Raw genomic sequence first — 16,278 nt, 5'->3', positions numbered from 1 at the left:
ATGACATAGAGACTACACTCCTTCGCTCCGAGAAGCGTTTTCTTCGAGGGCATAATGTGCGACGAGTACTAGAGACCTTGACGAAAGCCGACAGCCTTACTATTTACTGCGGCGCAGGCGTTAGCATTAATAGAACTGGACTTACTTGGCCCAAACTAATAAAGCGTTTAGCGGACTACTTCTATGCACAGCATGAACGCGGAAGACTAACGCCACCCGACCCAGAAGAGGTTGAGGTGCTCTTAAATGCCCTGGGGCCAGAAGGTACAGCTACAATAATGCATGGATTGCACGTTGATACCGCAGGCAAAGGGTGGCCAGACTTCCAGCAGAAAATTGGCGCGAGGTTAGCACAAGATCTCTACAGTGGGAACTCATGGGAGGAAGGTCGCCTAGCCCGGAGTATCACCAACTTAGCCCGAGGACTAGCACACCAGGGCAAGAAAGTGTCTATTATCACTACCAACTACGACTATTTCTTAGAAGAGCGCTGGATATTAGATAGAGAGTCACTGCCAGATACAACCCCAAATCTAAAAGTCTACGTTCTTAATAAGGATGGGACATATCAGCTTCTAAAAAACCGACCAGGAGAAGAAACCGCCCCCGGCAGTGCAGGCGTTTCAGTAGACCTCACCTACCTCCATGGGAGAGTATCCCCCTCAGACTCACTTGGCAACTCAGCTCTCGTTATTTCCGAGCACGATTACGCTAAATACAGGTCATCCATCGAATCACGTCTCCAGGAGAGGTTTAACGACGATGAGTCGCTACTTATAGTCGGATCAAGCCTAAGCGACGGACCCCTCGTTCATTCCCTAATTCGAACCGCGACAGAAAAAGCGAGCTCCCAAAGAGTCTGCGTAATGCCCATCGAATCCTATCAATTCTCCAACAACTACGATATTGAGCACCAACGCTACATTAACCACCTTGAGGCTCGCGCTCGCTCTCTTGGCCTCTCCCTTCAGCTTGCTGATTTCAAGTGCCAAGTAGCTCAGCTTGTCGAAGAGGTTACCCTCAGTCTCGTCGCTCAAGCAAGAGGAACTAAGTACAAACCCATTCGGTACGGAAATCGACTGGTAAACTGGTGGGAAGAATGGAGCAAGTCGAGCCTCGCCCAAGACCACCAGAAGCTGCAAAGAAAGCTGTCCGAGCTTTTGGAGGCAACTCTTGATCTTGTAGATAAGCAGGGCGAAAGACATGACTCTGGCGAACATTTCAAGCTAGAATTATGGGTAAGAAGAAACCCGGTTTTGAATCGAGAGCTTGTGCTATGGGCGACTAGCCAAGCAGTTCTAACAGATCGCGAATTCCTTAACTCGCAAGAAATTGAGAGGTCTTCAAAGATATCTTCAGTGGTAGCACTGACTGAAGGGCGCGCGATCCATAAGGACACCTCAGAGATACGCGGCGAGACACCCGGAGGAATTGTTCGCAGATGGAATAGCTACTTCTCCGTCCCAGTCTACATTAGATCGGCTTACAACTCTCGACTCCCAGTGGGAGTTCTGACTATCGCAAGTAGTGCCCCTGCCAACAAATCAATCTTGCCTCCCAGAGATGAAAAGAAGGCAGATCTAATGCTGCACGCGATGATTGGCACTGCGCGAGACTGGCTCAAAACTCCTAGCTCCCTCCGGGAGTGACATTGTCCGTCTAACCCGAGGATATATGGGTCACTATTCACGTGTCGGACCTTGAAGCCTCAAAACTCTCTGCCGAGGCGTTTTGCATCGAAGATGCGTCGTCGTAAACACCTCCCTCATACGGACGCTGCACCCCCCATAGATCGTTTAAAATCCTCAAATCCATTCATATCTCCAAACGAAGAGTATTGCTCTCGCCACAAAAAACAGCCCCGACCCTCAATCCCCTAAGCAGGGCTCCGCCCGACCTCCCGCACCATCACGCTTCTTCTCCGAGCCCGTTTCTCAGCCGATCGAAATCGCTGAGGTAGCTCTGGTCCTGCACGATGCGGAACTTCTCAAATTCGCTCAGTGCGTGGTCGTCAGCCTGGGACTTGGAGACACTGCCAGCATTGTCGAGTATCTGTCGGTCATCGAGATTCAAGAAGGCGTCCAGCCGCTTCTCCCAGTCTTCCATGGTCATGGGGATCCGGCGGCGAGCCCGGGATTCCGCCAAGTCCAGGAAGGCGTTGACCAAGCGACCGAGGTCTTCCAGCTCCTCTCGGGTGAGGTAATTTTTTCCGATCGTGACATCGCTACGGAGGATCTTGCCATCAGGGCTGCCAGCCCATGACGTCAACCCCATGTGTGGTTGAGCAGCGTCGGCTCGCGACTGGATGAGCTCGGCTGCGGTCTGGCCGTGGACGGCGTAGTGCAGCTTGTTCTGCACCGTGGCGAAGAAGCGCTTGGTGGTCGGAGCATCCTTGTTGTAGTCCACACTGGTGGCGTAGATATCAGTGATCTTCTGGTAGAAGCGACGCTCGGACAGACGGATCTCACGAATCTCCTCCAGGAGTCGCTCGAAGTAGTCTTCACCGAGAAAAGTTCCGTTCTCCATCCGCTGACGGTCGATGACGTAGCCCCGGATGGCGAAATCACGCAGCACCTGGGTAGCCCACTGGCGAAACTGGGTGGCGCGCACCGAGTTGACCCGGTAACCCACCGAGATGATGGCATCGAGGTTGTAGTGGGCCACTCGGCGTTTGACTTGCCGTGACCCTTCTTGGCGAACCTGTAAGAAATCCTTACAGGTTGCCATCTCTTCAAGCTCACCATCGTCATAGATGTTGCGAAGATGTAGCGTTATGTTCTCCCGAGAGGTGCCGAACAGCTCAGCCATCAATTTTTGGCTCAGCCAGATGGTTCCCTCTTCGTACCGAGCTTCGATACTGGATCCACCCTCTTGGCTGGTGAAGATCAAAAACTCAGCTGTGGAGTTGCGGATCAGTTTGCCCGAGAGTCGAGGAAGATTGCTATCCTGCATAAGGATATTGTATCGCATAGGTGCGGCCATAGCTAGATGACTGCGCGAGGGCTGCAGGACTGATCGCTCGACCAAGCCCCACTACCCCTATAAACCGTTGTAATATCCACCAAACCCGTTCACAATTCTAAACGCGGAGCGTACAATAGAAATATGAACGAACCACGCCACATTTCCACGCCCATTTCTCAGGGTACCCTCCCGCATTCCGGGACCGCGCGGGGGATTCCGCCCCGGGCCAGACCCCAACCCAAACTCGGGCGCTTGCTGCGGGAAGCCCGCGAGGCCGCAGGCCTGAGCGTCCGTCAGGCGGCCGCCGAATCCGGCATCTCACTGGGCGCCATCTCCCTCCTCGAACAGGGCAAGACACCCAGCACTCGCATCGACCGCCTGCTGGCCCTGACCGAGACCTACGGGGTCGAGCCCTTGGAAATCATCGAGGCTGCTGGCTACAACCTCACCCCTACACTGCCCACCTTCACGCCATATCTGCGCACCAAGTACCGACAGCTGCCACCCGAGGCCCACGACGAGATCACGGCCGCATTTCAACGCATCGCTGGCAAATACGGCATCGACGAACACACCACCGGCCCCACCCCGGGCGAGGACGAAGACCCCGCACACCCCGGACCAACCGGGCGCATCAGATAAACCACAACTGCTTCACACGAAAGGAGGCTCCATGACCACATCAAGCACACCAAGCATTCTCAGGAGCCTCCGCCAGCTCACACCCCGCCGCGCCTGCAGCTTCACCGAGGCCCTGAACCTGGCCGAACGCCAGGCCGCCAAACTCTGCACCCTCCTCGCCGCCAGCCACCCTAGCTACCAGCTCACCGGGATCACCGAAGACCACTTGGCCCAGCTGCCACGCATCCGCGTCGTCCACGAACCGCTCCCGGTCTCCGGCATGAGCCACTGGAACGGTAAGGAGTGGATCATCTGCCTGAATGCAGGCGACCCCGAGGTACGGCAGCGCTTCACCATGCTGCACGAGTTCAAGCACATCATCGACCACGGCCAGACCCACTGGCTGTACACCGAACACCAGCCTGCGACCACCAGGCGTTACTGGAGCCGCTCCCCGCAGCCGACCGCCCACGAGCAGGCAGAACGGGCCGCCGACTACTTCGCAGGCTGCGCCCTCGTCCCGCGCACCGCCCTGAAACAGGCCTGGGCCGCCGGACTCCAAACCACCACCGCCCTGGCCGACCACTTCGCCGTGTCCGAAGCCGCCATCCGCGTCCGCATCGACCAGACCGGCATCGCCCGTCCCCTCGACCCCGAACCCCTACCAGCCCGCTGCGCCCGCCCCATCCACACCCCACGCTGGCAGCCGCAGCGCTTCACCATCCAACAACCGCACTACGGGAGGAGATAAAGCATGACTGAGACCACCCCACAACGCGCCGTGCTGTACCTGCGAGTCTCTGACCCATCGCAGGTTCGCACCGACTACGACCCCGAGGGCTTGTCCATCCCGACCCAGCGGAAAATCTGCAAGGCCAAGGCCAAGCAACTGGGCATTCAGGTCGTCGGGGAGTACGTCGAACTCGGCCGCAGCGGCACCAACACTACGAACCGTCCTGAGTTCCGCAAGATGATGACCCGCATCCGCCAGCAGAAGGACGTCGAGTACGTCATCGTCTACAAGCTCTCCCGCCTGAACCGCAACCGCTTCGACGACGCCGTGACCATGATGGAGCTCCGCACCGCCCGCGTGGCGCTCATCTCCGCCACCGAGAACATCGACGAGACCCCCGAGGGCCAGCTCGTCCACGGCATGCTCGCCACCGTCAATGAATACCGCTCCGCCGCCGACGGAGCTGATATCCGCATCAAGCTGCGCCGCAAGATCGAACAGGGCGGCACCAGCGGCGTCGCCCCACTGGGGTATCTGAACATCACTGACTACGTCGAGGGACGCCGCGTGAACACCATCGGCGTCGACCCCGAGCGTGGTCCCCTCATCCGTAAGGCGTTCGAGCTATACGCCACTGGCGACTACTCCATCGAGCAGCTCCAGATCACCATGGCCGACCTCGGCTTGAAATCCCGACCGACCCGCCGCTACCCGACGCCGAGGCCCATCTCCATCGCCGCGCTGCACCGCTTGCTCGCCAACCCCTACTACACCGGCATCGTCACCTTCAAAGGTGAACAGTTCAAGGGCCGCCACCAGCCCCTGGTCAGCCAGGAACTCTTCGACCGCGTCCAGGACGTCCGAGCCCTGCGCTCCAACAACACCCGCGACCGCATCCACCACCACTACCTCAAAACCGGCATCCTCTTCTGCGACCGCTGCCGAGCCCAAGGACGCACCAGCCGCTTCGTCTACACCCAGGCCAAGGGCAAAGGCGGCACCTACGCCTACTACCTCTGCCGTGGCCGCCAAGAAGGCCACTGCGACATGCCCTACCTGCCCGTGGCGCTGGTCGAAGAAGCCGTCGAACGCCATGTGACCGGCATCAGCCTCCAACCAGAATGGGCCGAACGCACCCAACAGCAACTCACCGCAGCCCTCGACCACCACCACGCCACCATCCGCGAGATGAACCGCGCCGTCACCGAACAACTACGCACCCTGGCCGCCCAGGAAGAACGCGTCATCGACCTCCTCGCCGACGGCGACATCCCCCGCGACGCCGCCAAACAGCGCCTCCGCACAATCGAGAACACCCGAACCCGACTCGAGGACGAGAAACGCGACACCGACCAGCGCCTGGCCATCGGGCATGACGTGCTGACCACCTGCCTCGACCTCATGACCGACATCGGCGCCCTCTACACCCACGTCCCCGACGCCGTCCGCGGCCTGCTCTGCCATGCCCTCTTCGAAGCCATCCACCTCGACGACACCACCACCAAAACCACCACCGTCACCACCTCCACCCTCAAAGAACCCTTTGCCACCCTCCACGACGCCCTCACAGGCACCGGAACCCCACCAGACGACCATGAGACCGTCCACGACGCCCCGAACGCCCCACAGGCCCTCACAACGCGAACGGGGACACCCGCAGGCGCCCCCGACACGCAACGAACCCCCGGTGTTGCCACCGAGGGTTCGAGTAAGCGTCGTCTGGCGGAGGTGGCGGGATTTGAACCCGCGATGGGATTGAGTCCCAAACCCGCTTAGCAGGCGGGCGCCATAGACCGTACTAGGCGACACCTCCACGACCGGACAAGGGTAACCGAGGCGCGACGGGGGCGGCAACCCTGATCGGCTCCGGCCGTTCCCCACCCCGTCGCTCACAGCCGCTGAATGCTTGACCGCTTGGCCCTTCGGAGGGCAAGTACACTGGCAGGAACCTTGACGTGATGAAGGGAGGTGCCGTCTTGTCCGACGGGAAGTACTCCGGGTTCTACCGGGAGGGTTCTCCTCGTCGTGGCCCGGAACCCCCTCCGACCGAGAACGAGACGACACTCGAGCAGCCGCGCAGGAGCGCCGCCCCACGCTACGAGTACATCTCACCCGCGCCCCGACACGGTGCCCCCCTCGACCCGCTCCCCCGGCACCTCTCCGACGAGGGCATCGACGCCGGGCGCGACGACGCCCCCTTCCGACCCGACGACCGATTCTTCCGTCCCGAGACGCACGACGACGCGCCCACACCCGAGCCGCCCTCTCCCGCCGCCAACAGCAAGGATGCGGGCATCGAACCCACCCGCTCCTCCCTCAAACGCAGCCTCCTCCTCACCACCGCCAGCGCGCTCCTGCCCGGCGTGGGGCTGGTCGGGACGAAACCCCGCTGGGCCAGACTCCTCGGCGTCCTCGCCCCCGTCACCTTCCTGGCGTGCCTCGGCGTCGTCGGCTACACCGCGCTCACCGATCTCGGGCGACTCGCCGGACTCGCCGTCAACCCCGACTCCCTCGCCATCATCACCGCCCTGCTCATCGCCCTCGCGATCTCCTGGGTGCTGCTGGTCACCGCGACCCACCTGCTGACCCGCCCCCCGGGACTCCGGTTGGGGCGACGCGCCCTCGGCGCCGGCCTCGTCGCAACCCTGACCTTCTGCATCGGCGCACCCCTCGCCGTCGGTGCCCGCTACGCCCTGTCCAGCCGCGACCTCGTCAACTCCGTGTTCAAGGAGGCCAACGAGGTCGTCTCGACGAGCCGACCCACCATCGTCGCCGGCTCCAATGTCTGGGAGGGCATGCCGCGCCTCAACATCATGCTGCTCGGCGCGGACAGCACCGAGACACGGAAGAAGGACAACAACGGCGTCTACGTGCCCCGCACCGACACCATCATGGTGGCCTCCATCGACACCGCCACCGGTGCCACGACGCTGGTCCAGATCCCACGCAACGTCCAGTTCACGCCCTTCCCGAAGGGGTCCAAGCTCGCCAAGGTCTTCCCGAAGGGCTTCACCAACCCCAACGACAACCCCGCCGAGTGGTACATCAACGCCATCTGGGAACGCACCGTCAACGGCGACCACCCCGAGATGACCAAGGCCGTCAGCCCCGCCACCTACCCCGGGGCCGAGGCCCTCAAGCTCGGGGTCGAGGGCATCACTGGCCTCAAGATCCACTACTTCGCCCTCATCAACATCGACGGGCTGCAGCAACTCATCGACGCCATGGGCGGCGTCACCGTCAACATCAACAGGAAGATCCCCATCGGCGGCAACAAGGATGCCGGCGTCAGGCCCCACGGCTACCTGGAGCCCGGCCCGAACCGCCACCTCGACGGCTACCACGCCATGTGGTACGCCCGCAGCCGCTACGGGGTGGACGACTACGACCGCATGGCCCGTCAGTCCTGCCTCGTGGGCGCGGTCATCCGCCAGGCGAACCCGCAGACGATGCTCACCTCCTACGAGGCCATCGCCAAGGCCTCCAAGGACATGGTGATGACCGACATCCCGCAGGACGCCCTCCAGCCGATCGTCGAGCTCGCCCTCAAGGTCAAGGACGCTGACGTCACCCGGCTCCAGTTCGTCGACGGGTCGTACGGCTACGTGTACGGGAACCCCGACTTCAAGGAGATGCGACGCTCCGTCGCGGAGGCCATCGGCGCCACCGGCACCGCAACCGAGTCGGCCGCACCCACCACGACCGCCGAGCCCACGTCGTCGGCCCCCGTCCCCGAGGTGACGCCGACCGAGGAGGCGAAGCCCCAGAAGCCGGAGGAGTCCACCCAGGAGGCCAAGCCGAACAAGTCGGAGGCCCCGAAGGCCACGGAGTCGGAGGCACCGCCCGCAGAGGTCATCTCCGACGCCTGCGCCTACCACCCCGAGGAATGACGGCGGCGAGAGTGGGATTCGAACCCACGGAGGTTTCCCTCGGCCGCTTTCAAGGCGGCTGCACTAGTCCACTATGCGATCTCGCCACACGGACATGCGCCCGCGCGCACCCATCATAGGGGATGGAGCGCGCGCGAGCGGGGAGCGGTCACTCGGCCCAGGTGGTCCGTCCCGTGACGTCGGGGATCTCGTGCCACTGCCCGTCGGCCGCAGAACGCACCGCGGCCTCGTCGATCTCCGCAGCCGCCCAGCAGTCCGCAGCCGATGGGGCCAGCTGCTCGCCGGTCACGACGGAGCGGATGAACAGCGACGCCTCCACGGCCTTCATGTCATCGAAGCCCATCGACGTCCCCGCACCCGGCTGGAAGGTCGAGAATCCCGGGAAGTCCGGCCCCGCCATGACCCTGGTGTAGCCCTGGAACTCCTGGTCCACGCCGATGCAGATCTCCAGGTCATTGAGGTGCTCGAAGTTCCAGCGCAGCGACCCGTTCGTGCCGTACACCTCGAGCACGTACTCAGCGCGCGGCCCGACGGCGATCCGGCTGGCCTCCAACGTGGCGAAGGCGCCACCCTCCAACTTCGCGATCATCGCGACGAGGTCCTCATTCTCGACGGCCCCCATCTCGTCGGAGACCTCCCAGCCGGTGTGACCCACCCCGATCTTCGTGGGAATGGGGCGCTCCGTGATGCACTGTGAGGTGGTGGCCGTGACGGCCGTCACCCGTCCCGCGACGTACTGGACGAGATCGGCCCCATGGCTGAGCAGGTCACCGAGGACTCCGTGTCCACACTTGGCGATGCTGTGCCGCCAGGTGAGCGGCCCCGTCGGCGAGCTGGCGTAATCGGCGATGAGCCAGCAGCGCACGTTGGTGATCCGCCCGAGCCTGCCGTCGCGGATGAGCCGCCGGGCCCGCTGGATGGCCGGGGTGTGGCGGTAGTTGAAGCCGACGGCGGTCACCAGGCCGGCCCGATCCGCCGCCTCGGCGATCTCCCGCGACTCAGCCGCGCTGACCCCCATCGGCTTCTCGATCCAGAACGGCTTGCCCGCCTCGATGGCCGCCATCGCCATCTCGTGGTGGAGGAAGTTCGGGGAGCAGATGCTCACGACGTCGACGTCCGGGTCGCGGAGCAGCTCACGGTAGTCGCGGTAGGCCCGTTCGAAACCGAGCGCGTTCACCGCCTCCTCGCACACCGCCTCCTGGGTGTCAGCGGCGGCGACGAGACACACGTCCGCCCCGAGGTCCTGGAACCGCTCCGCGAGGGCCCGATAGCTCCGGGCGTGGAGCCTTCCCATCCAGCCGAGGCTGATGACCCCCACACCGATGATCCTGCGTTCCACGTTGACCTCCACTCTGCCGCACCCACGATGGCGCGTTCTTGTCTGCACATTACAGGATTCACTCGCGCCTGATCACGCCGGATTTTGAACACGATTCGCAGCATCATCGGGACTTCAAGAACCAATTGACAGCACAATTTCAGCAGTCCTACGCTGAAGCTGCCCGATGAAGCGCACCCTTGGAGGCCCCGCGATGGACAAGTCCCGCAACCCCGACCCCCGCTACAACAAGCTCACCCTCGGCGTGTGCCCCGACCAGTGGGGTGTCTGGTTCCCCGAGGACCCGCTGCAGATCCCCTGGGAGCAGGCTCTCGACCAGATGGCCGAGGCTGGGTTCTCCGTCATGGAGACCGGCCCCTTCGGTTACTTCCCCACCGACCCGAAGCGACTCGCCGACGAGATGGGGGCGCGCGGCTTCCGGGTCGTCGCGGGCACCGCCTGGGGCATCCTCCACAAGGCCGAGGCCTGGGCCGACACGGAGGACCTGTTCCGCCGCGTCGGCGAGACCCACGCCGCCGTGGGCGCGGAGTACGTCGTCCACCTGCCGCCGATGTTCCGCGACGAGCACACCGGCGAGTACACCGACGTGCGCCACCTCGACGGGGACGCCTGGCAGCTCTACATCACCAACGCGAACCGGCTCGGCCGGATGATGAAGGAGGACTACGGACTCAAGCTCGTCCTCCACCCCCACGGCGACTCCCACATCGAGACCCGGGAGGACATCGACCGGATCTTCCGGGCAACCGACCCCGAGTACGTCGGTTTCTGCCTCGACACCGGCCACATCGTCTACGGCATGGCCGACAACATCGAACTCATCAAGGACTACCCGGAACGCATCGAGTACGTCCACATCAAGGCGATGGACCCGAAGATCGTGAAACAGGCCCACGACGAGGACTGGCCGTTCGTCAAGGCGGTCAAGGCGGGCTGCTCGGTGCCACCCCCGGAGGGCGAGCCAGACATGCCGAGCCTTGTCGAGGCGCTGGCCGACCTCGACAAGGAGCTCTACGTCATCTGCGAGCAGGACATGTACGGCTGTGACCCGTCCTACCCGCTGCCCAATGCCATCAAGGTCCGCGAATACCTGGCCTCCATCGGACTCGGCGTGAAGTGAGGTGTGACATGACGCTGCGCATCGGAATGATCGGCCCCGGCGGCATGGGGCAGGCCCACATCCACCGCATCCACTCGGTCATCGCGGGCGGCCGCGTCGTCGCCGTCGCCGACCTCAACGCCGACAACGCCGCCAAGGTGGCGGAGCTGATCGACGGTCGCGCCTTCACCAGCTCGGCCGAGCTCATCGCCTCACCCGAGGTCGACGCGGTGATGATCTGCAGCTACGGCCCCGCCCACGAGGTGGATGTCATCGCCGCGATCGAGGCGGGCAAGTACGTGTTCTGCGAGAAGCCCCTCGCGCCGACGGCCGACGCGTGCGTGCGGATCATGGAGGCCGAGCAGCGAGCTGGGAAACGCCTCGTCACCGTCGGTTTCATGCGCCGCTTCGACCCCTCCTACCAGGAGATGAAGCAGCTGCTCGACGCGGGCGAGATCGGCGAGGCCCTCATGGTCCACAACGCGCACCGCAACCCGACAGTGCCGGAGATGTACACGTGGGACATGGCCATCAACGACACCGCCATCCACGAGATCGACACCATGCGGTGGCTGCTCGGCGAGGAGTTCACCCGGGTCCGTGTCGACAAGCCGAAGCGCACCAGCCATCGGTTCCCGCACCTGCAGGACCCGCTCGTGCTCATCCTGGAGACCACCTCCGGGGTGCGGGTCGACGACGAGGTGTTCGTCAACTGCCAGTACGGCTACGACATCCAGTGCGAGCTGGTCGGCGAGACCGGTGTGGTGCGGCTCGGTGACCAGGAGCTGGTGCAGCGCGCCGACCTGAAGGGGCGCCGTAACCGTCTCACCATGGACCACAACCAGCGTTTCGGGACGGCCTTCGTGCGCGAGGTGCAGGAGTGGATCACCGCCGTCTCGGAGGACCGTCACACCGGCTCGTCCAGCTGGGACGGCTACGCGGCCGCCGTCGTGTGCGACGCGGGGGTGCAGGCCCTCGAGGTCGACGGCTGGGTGCCCGTCGAGATGCTGCCGAAACCCGAGTTCTACGCCTGAGGAGGAGTTGAGATGGTCAAGATCCTGCTGGACCCGTCGATGTACCACCCGCACCTGAGCGTCGCGGAGGAGTGCTTCAAGGCGGCCGAACTGGGCTACGAGTACATCGAGCTGTCGCCGCGCGCCGACTTCCACGAGTGGCACCACTACCCGAAGGTCGACGACCACGAGATCGCGAAGGTCAAGAAGGCCATGAGCGAGTCGGGGGTGAAGATCTGGACCTTCAACCCGGTGTTCAACTGGTCCTCCCCCGACGAGCAGGAGCGGCAGGCCCAGGTCCGCAACTTCCGTCGGCTGCTGGAGATCGCGGAGGAGCTGGAGGTACCCCTCATCGCGACGGAGTTCTCCGGCGACCCGAACGAGCCGCTGAAGTCGGAACACCAGTTCTACCGCTCCATCGAGGAACTCATCCCCGACTTCGAGAAACGCGGCATCGAGTGCACCATTGAGGCGCACCCGTACGACTTCGTCGAGACCAACGAACGCGCGGTGCAGATCGTGCGCGGGGTGAACAAGCCGTGGCTCAACTACGAGTTCTGCCTGCCCCACATGTTCCATCTCTCTGAGGGACGCGGCGACCCGCGGGCGATGATGGAGTACGCGGGGCCCCGCCTGAGGCACGTCCACATCGCTGACGTGTGGAACCACTTGGCGAACGTCGGGAACCGCTACATCATCAACCCGCCGGGGGTCGACGCCCGCATCCATCAGCACAACGAGATCGGCAACGGCGAGGTGCCGTGGGACGAGGTGTTCGGCTACCTGAGGGAGATCAACTACGACGGGCCCGTCTCGGTGTGCGTCTTCGGTTGGGAGGAGGAGGCCGACGCGATCCACGTCCGGATGCGGGAGCGGATCGAGCGGGAACTGACGAACCGACAGGGGGCGACGGCGTAACAAACCAGCCATTTGTATTGACATATATGGCCCCGGTGCGGGAGGATCGACCCGTTGCAAGGCCGGTACCCTGACCGGAACGCCACACAAGGAAGTGAGAAGCACATGAAACGCGCACCCAAGATCGCGGCGCTGCTTGCCGCTGCCGCCCTCGGGCTCTCCGCCTGCGGAAGCACCGGCGACACCCAGCCGTCGAACAACGGGGCACAGGGGGGCGGCGGCGATGCCAAGTTCCCCACCAGCGGGGAGACCGTCAAGTACGAGCCCGGCGACGTGGTCAAGCCCAAGGACGGCAAGAAGCTGAAGATCGGCGCATCGTTCCCGGTGCTCGACCAGTTCCTCAAGACCGTCGCGGACTCCATCGAGGAGCGTGGCCGCGAGGCCGGCATCGAGGTGACCATCAACTCCGCCGAGGAGAAGGTCGAGGTTCAGCTCAACCAGATCGAGAACTTCCTGGCCAGTGGCGTGGACGCGCTCATCGTGCTCCCCCAGGACACCGCCACCACCCAGCAGATCACCGAGAAGGCGCAGGCGGCAGGAGTTCCGCTCATCTACGTGAACCGCCGCCCCGACAACCTCCCGGCCGGTGTGCCCTACGTGGGCTCCGACTCCCTCTACGCGGGCCAGATCCAGATGGAGGCCCTCGCGAAGCTCGCGGGCGAGAAGGGCAACGTCTTCATCCTCCAGGGTGATCCCACTCAAGAGGCCGCCCAGATGCGCACCAAGGGCTGCGCGGACACCGTCGCGAAGTACCCGGAGATGAAGCTGGTCACCACCCAGGCCGGCCTGTGGCAGCGCGACAAGGGCCTGGCCATCACCGAGACCTGGCTGCAGTCCGGCGACGAGGTCAACGTCATCTGCTCCAACAACGACGAGATGGCCCTCGGCGCCATCCAGGCCCTGGAGAACGCGGGCAAGCTGGATGACGTCATCGTCGGTGGCGTGGACGCCACCGCCGACGCCATCGCCGCCATGGATGCGGGCAAGCTGGAGGTGACCGTCTTCCAGGATGCGAAGGGTCAGGGACAGGCCGGCGTCGACACCGCCATCCAGATGATCAACGGTGAGACGGTTCCCGCCGTCGTGGACGTCCCCTACGTCCTGGTCACCCCGGAGGACACGGCCAAGTACAAGTGAGTGAGAACGGGGGTCGGGCAGTGGCCCGACCCCCGTTTTCCCAGTGAGGTGAACCATGCAGGAGACCATCCTGAGGATGCAGGGCATCCGCAAGACCTTCCCGGGCGTCGTCGCCCTGGACAACGTGAACCTTGATGTGCGCAGCGGCACCGTGCACTCCCTCATGGGGGAGAACGGGGCGGGCAAGTCGACCCTCATGAAATGCCTCATCGGGATGTACACCCCCGATGAGGGCACGGTCGAACTGGCCGGGGACGTCGTCAACTTCAAGAACACCAAGGACGGACTGGAGCACGGGATCTCGATGATCCACCAGGAGCTGTCCCCGGTTCCCGAGATGATGGTGGCCGAGAACATCTGGTTGGGCCGCGAGCAGCGCGGCCGCTTCGGGCTGCTCAGCCCCAAGGCCATCATCGACAAGACCCAGGAGCTCTTCGACGAGTGGGAGATCGACATCAACCCACGCGCCCGGATGAAGAACCTGACGGTCGCGAAGCAGCAGATGGTGGAGATCGCCAAGGCCATCAGCTATGACGCCAAGATCATCATCATGGACGAGCCCACCTCGGCCATCCCCGAGCGCGAGGTCGCGCACCTGCACAAGATGATCAAGCGGCTCACCGACTTCGGTGTGGCCATCATCTACATCACGCACAAGATGGATGAGGTCTTCCGCATCTCGGATGACATCACCATCTTCCGCGACGGCCAGCACGTCGGCTCGTACGCGGCGAAGGAACTGAACCGGGACAAGCTCATCCAGCTCATGGTGGGTCGGGAGCTGACCGACCTGTTCCCGAAGCTGGAGGCCGAGATCGGCGAGGTCGTCCTCAGTGTGCGCAATCTCAACCGCGGTTCCATGGTGAAGGACGTGAGTTTCGACCTGCGTCGCGGCGAGATCCTCGGCATCGCGGGGCTCATGGGCGCCGGACGCACCGAGGTGCTGGAGACCATCTTCGGGATGGAGAAGGCCGACTCCGGCGAGGTCTGGCTCGACGGCCAGAAGCTCACCATCAAACAGCCGTCGGATGCCATCAAGGCCGGAATGGCCCTGCTGACCGAGGACCGCAAGCTCAACGGGATCATGGGCGTACTGAGCGTGGCCGACAACATCACAGTCGCCGCCCTACCCCACTACAGCCCCGGCGGCGTCCTCAACGTCGGCAAGATGAAACATGACGCGGAGGATCAACGCGAGAAGCTGCGCATCAAGACCCCGACGCTGCGCCAGCTCATCCAGAACCTCTCAGGCGGCAACCAGCAGAAGGCACTCATCTCGCGCTGGATGCTCACCCTGCCCGAGGTGCTCATGATCGACGAACCCACCCGGGGCATCGACGTCGGCGCGAAGTCCGAGATCCACCGCCTGATGTCCATGCTGGCCCAGGAGGGCAAGGCCATCATCATGGTCTCGTCCGAGCTCCCCGAGGTCCTCGGGATGAGCGACCGCATCATCGTCATGCACGAGGGGCGCATCTCCGGTGAGCTCTCCCGCGAGGAGGCGAACCAGGAATCCGTCATGCACCTGGCCACCGGTGGCGACGGCGCCCCAGAGTCCGAAGGAAACACCAATGTCTGATACTGCTTCCGTCTCGCGCACCAAGTTCGATGTGGGCGAGTTCATCCGCACCTACTCCATCCTGTTCATCCTGATCGGGTTCGTCATCCTCTTCACGATCCTGACCGAGGGACGCTTCTTCGCCACCCAGAACCTGATGAACCTGGTGGTCCAGGTGGCCCCCATCGGCATCATCTCCCTCGGCATGATGGCCGCCATCATCACCAAGGGCATCGACCTGTCCGTCGGCTCCACCGTCGCGTTCGTCTCCGTGATCGTGGCGGCCTTCGCCCAGCGGCCCGGTGCCGGGACCCTCATCCCAGGGCTCCCCGCCATGCCGATCTTCGTGTCCCTGCTCATGGGTCTCCTGGCCGGGGCTCTCGTCGGTGGCACCGTCGGCAGCCTCATCGCGATCTTCAAGATCCCGCCGTTCATCGCCACCCTGGGCATGATGACCGCGGCCCGCGGTTTCGCGAACATCATCACCAACGGGCGTCCGGTCAGCAACCTGGCCCCCGGGTTCACGGCCATCGGTCAGGGCGTCACGCCCATCATCATCCTGGTCCTGTTGGCCGTGGCGATGTGGTTCGTCTACAACCGCACGCGGTTCGGGCGTCACATCTACGCCATCGGTGGCAACGAGATGGCCGCCAAGGTCTCCGGCATCTCGGTGGCGAAGAACCACTTCAAGATCTACACGATGATCGGTCTGCTGGCCGCCGTCGCCGCCATCGTCCTCACGGCACGCAACACCACCGGAAACCCGAGCTTCGGTGTCATGCTGGAGCTCGACGTCATCACCGCCACCGTCATCGGCGGCACCTCCTTCAACGGCGGCGTCGGCACGGTGTGGGGCGTCATGGTCGGTACCCTCATCATCGGCGTCATCAACGTGGGCCTCACCATGCTGGGTGTCTCCCCGTTCTGGCAGATGGTGGTCAAGGGCGCGATCATCATCCTCGCCATCATCATCGACGAGCGGAAAAACCGCCGACGCTGATCCTCA

13 protein-coding genes, 2 tRNA genes and 1 pseudogene are annotated in these 16,278 nt (G+C 63.5%); 11 read left to right on the top strand and 5 right to left on the bottom strand.

What is annotated here, in order from left to right; all coding sequences use genetic code 11:
* Nucleotides 1-77: 77 nt before the first annotated feature.
* Nucleotides 78-1,649 (top strand): SIR2 family protein, encoded by a 1,572-nt coding sequence (locus tag EII35_RS05435; RefSeq protein ID WP_185744187.1) that lies wholly within the window; start codon nucleotides 78-80, stop codon nucleotides 1,647-1,649.
* 259 nt (nucleotides 1,650-1,908) lie between these two features.
* Here EII35_RS05435 and EII35_RS05430 read toward each other — a convergent pair whose 3' ends face one another.
* Nucleotides 1,909-2,952: a virulence RhuM family protein gene (locus EII35_RS05430; protein WP_125227441.1), complete on the bottom strand. Its 1,044-nt coding sequence runs from the start codon at nucleotides 2,950-2,952 to the stop codon at nucleotides 1,909-1,911.
* Nucleotides 2,953-3,216: 264 nt separating this feature from the next.
* On the opposite strand from EII35_RS05430, the gene EII35_RS05425 reads away from it, so the two are divergent.
* From EII35_RS05425 to EII35_RS16695, 3 genes and pseudogenes are all read left to right on the top strand, one after another.
* Entirely contained in the window at nucleotides 3,217-3,606 is a 390-nt protein-coding gene (locus EII35_RS05425; protein WP_185744186.1) for a helix-turn-helix domain-containing protein, read from the top strand.
* A gap of 31 nt (nucleotides 3,607-3,637) precedes the next feature.
* Nucleotides 3,638-4,336, top strand: a complete 699-nt coding sequence (locus EII35_RS05420; protein WP_125227439.1) for an ImmA/IrrE family metallo-endopeptidase — start codon at nucleotides 3,638-3,640, stop codon at nucleotides 4,334-4,336.
* A 3-nt stretch (nucleotides 4,337-4,339) separates the two neighbouring features.
* Nucleotides 4,340-5,356, top strand: a pseudogene (locus tag EII35_RS16695) (recombinase family protein); the annotation flags it as partial.
* A gap of 174 nt (nucleotides 5,357-5,530) precedes the next feature.
* Here the strand turns inward: EII35_RS16695 and EII35_RS05405 are convergent.
* Nucleotides 5,531-5,914, bottom strand: a complete 384-nt coding sequence (locus tag EII35_RS05405) for a hypothetical protein (protein WP_185744185.1) — start codon at nucleotides 5,912-5,914, stop codon at nucleotides 5,531-5,533.
* A gap of 124 nt (nucleotides 5,915-6,038) precedes the next feature.
* A tRNA-Ser gene (locus EII35_RS05395) sits at nucleotides 6,039-6,131 on the bottom strand.
* A gap of 145 nt (nucleotides 6,132-6,276) precedes the next feature.
* Here EII35_RS05395 and EII35_RS15845 point away from each other — a divergent pair.
* Entirely contained in the window at nucleotides 6,277-8,208 is a 1,932-nt protein-coding gene (locus EII35_RS15845; RefSeq protein WP_260465027.1) for an LCP family protein, read from the top strand.
* Between the two features lie 3 nt (nucleotides 8,209-8,211).
* Here EII35_RS15845 and EII35_RS05385 read toward each other — a convergent pair.
* Both EII35_RS05385 and EII35_RS05380 read right to left on the bottom strand, forming a co-directional pair.
* A tRNA-Ser gene (locus tag EII35_RS05385) sits at nucleotides 8,212-8,294 on the bottom strand.
* A gap of 62 nt (nucleotides 8,295-8,356) precedes the next feature.
* Nucleotides 8,357-9,547: a Gfo/Idh/MocA family protein gene (locus EII35_RS05380; protein ID WP_125227437.1), complete on the bottom strand. Its 1,191-nt coding sequence runs from the start codon at nucleotides 9,545-9,547 to the stop codon at nucleotides 8,357-8,359.
* A gap of 166 nt (nucleotides 9,548-9,713) precedes the next feature.
* Between EII35_RS05380 and EII35_RS05375 the strand changes: the two genes are divergently transcribed.
* The 6 genes from EII35_RS05375 to EII35_RS05350 all read left to right on the top strand — a co-directional run bounded on the left by EII35_RS05375 (nucleotide 9,714) and on the right by EII35_RS05350 (nucleotide 16,272).
* Nucleotides 9,714-10,667, top strand: a complete 954-nt coding sequence (locus tag EII35_RS05375; protein WP_260465022.1) for a sugar phosphate isomerase/epimerase — start codon at nucleotides 9,714-9,716, stop codon at nucleotides 10,665-10,667.
* An 8-nt stretch (nucleotides 10,668-10,675) separates the two neighbouring features.
* Entirely contained in the window at nucleotides 10,676-11,680 is a 1,005-nt protein-coding gene (locus EII35_RS05370) for a Gfo/Idh/MocA family protein (protein WP_125227436.1), read from the top strand.
* 12 nt (nucleotides 11,681-11,692) lie between these two features.
* On the top strand, nucleotides 11,693-12,577 hold the full coding sequence (locus EII35_RS05365) for a sugar phosphate isomerase/epimerase family protein (RefSeq protein ID WP_125227435.1): 885 nt from the start codon (nucleotides 11,693-11,695) through the stop codon (nucleotides 12,575-12,577).
* Between the two features lie 105 nt (nucleotides 12,578-12,682).
* On the top strand, nucleotides 12,683-13,714 hold the full coding sequence (locus EII35_RS05360) for a sugar ABC transporter substrate-binding protein (protein WP_125227434.1): 1,032 nt from the start codon (nucleotides 12,683-12,685) through the stop codon (nucleotides 13,712-13,714).
* Between the two features lie 55 nt (nucleotides 13,715-13,769).
* Entirely contained in the window at nucleotides 13,770-15,293 is a 1,524-nt protein-coding gene (locus EII35_RS05355; protein ID WP_125227433.1) for a sugar ABC transporter ATP-binding protein, read from the top strand.
* On the top strand, nucleotides 15,286-16,272 hold the full coding sequence (locus tag EII35_RS05350; RefSeq protein ID WP_125227432.1) for an ABC transporter permease: 987 nt from the start codon (nucleotides 15,286-15,288) through the stop codon (nucleotides 16,270-16,272). The genes EII35_RS05355 and EII35_RS05350 overlap by 8 nt, the downstream gene beginning before the upstream one ends.
* The last annotated feature ends 6 nt before the right edge of the window (nucleotides 16,273-16,278 follow it).

The sequence above is a fragment of the Arachnia propionica genome, from assembly GCF_003932785.1.
Taxonomy (GTDB): Bacteria; Actinomycetota; Actinomycetes; order Propionibacteriales; family Propionibacteriaceae; genus Arachnia; species Arachnia propionica_B.
This window is presented reverse-complemented; position numbering and strand designations above follow the sequence as displayed.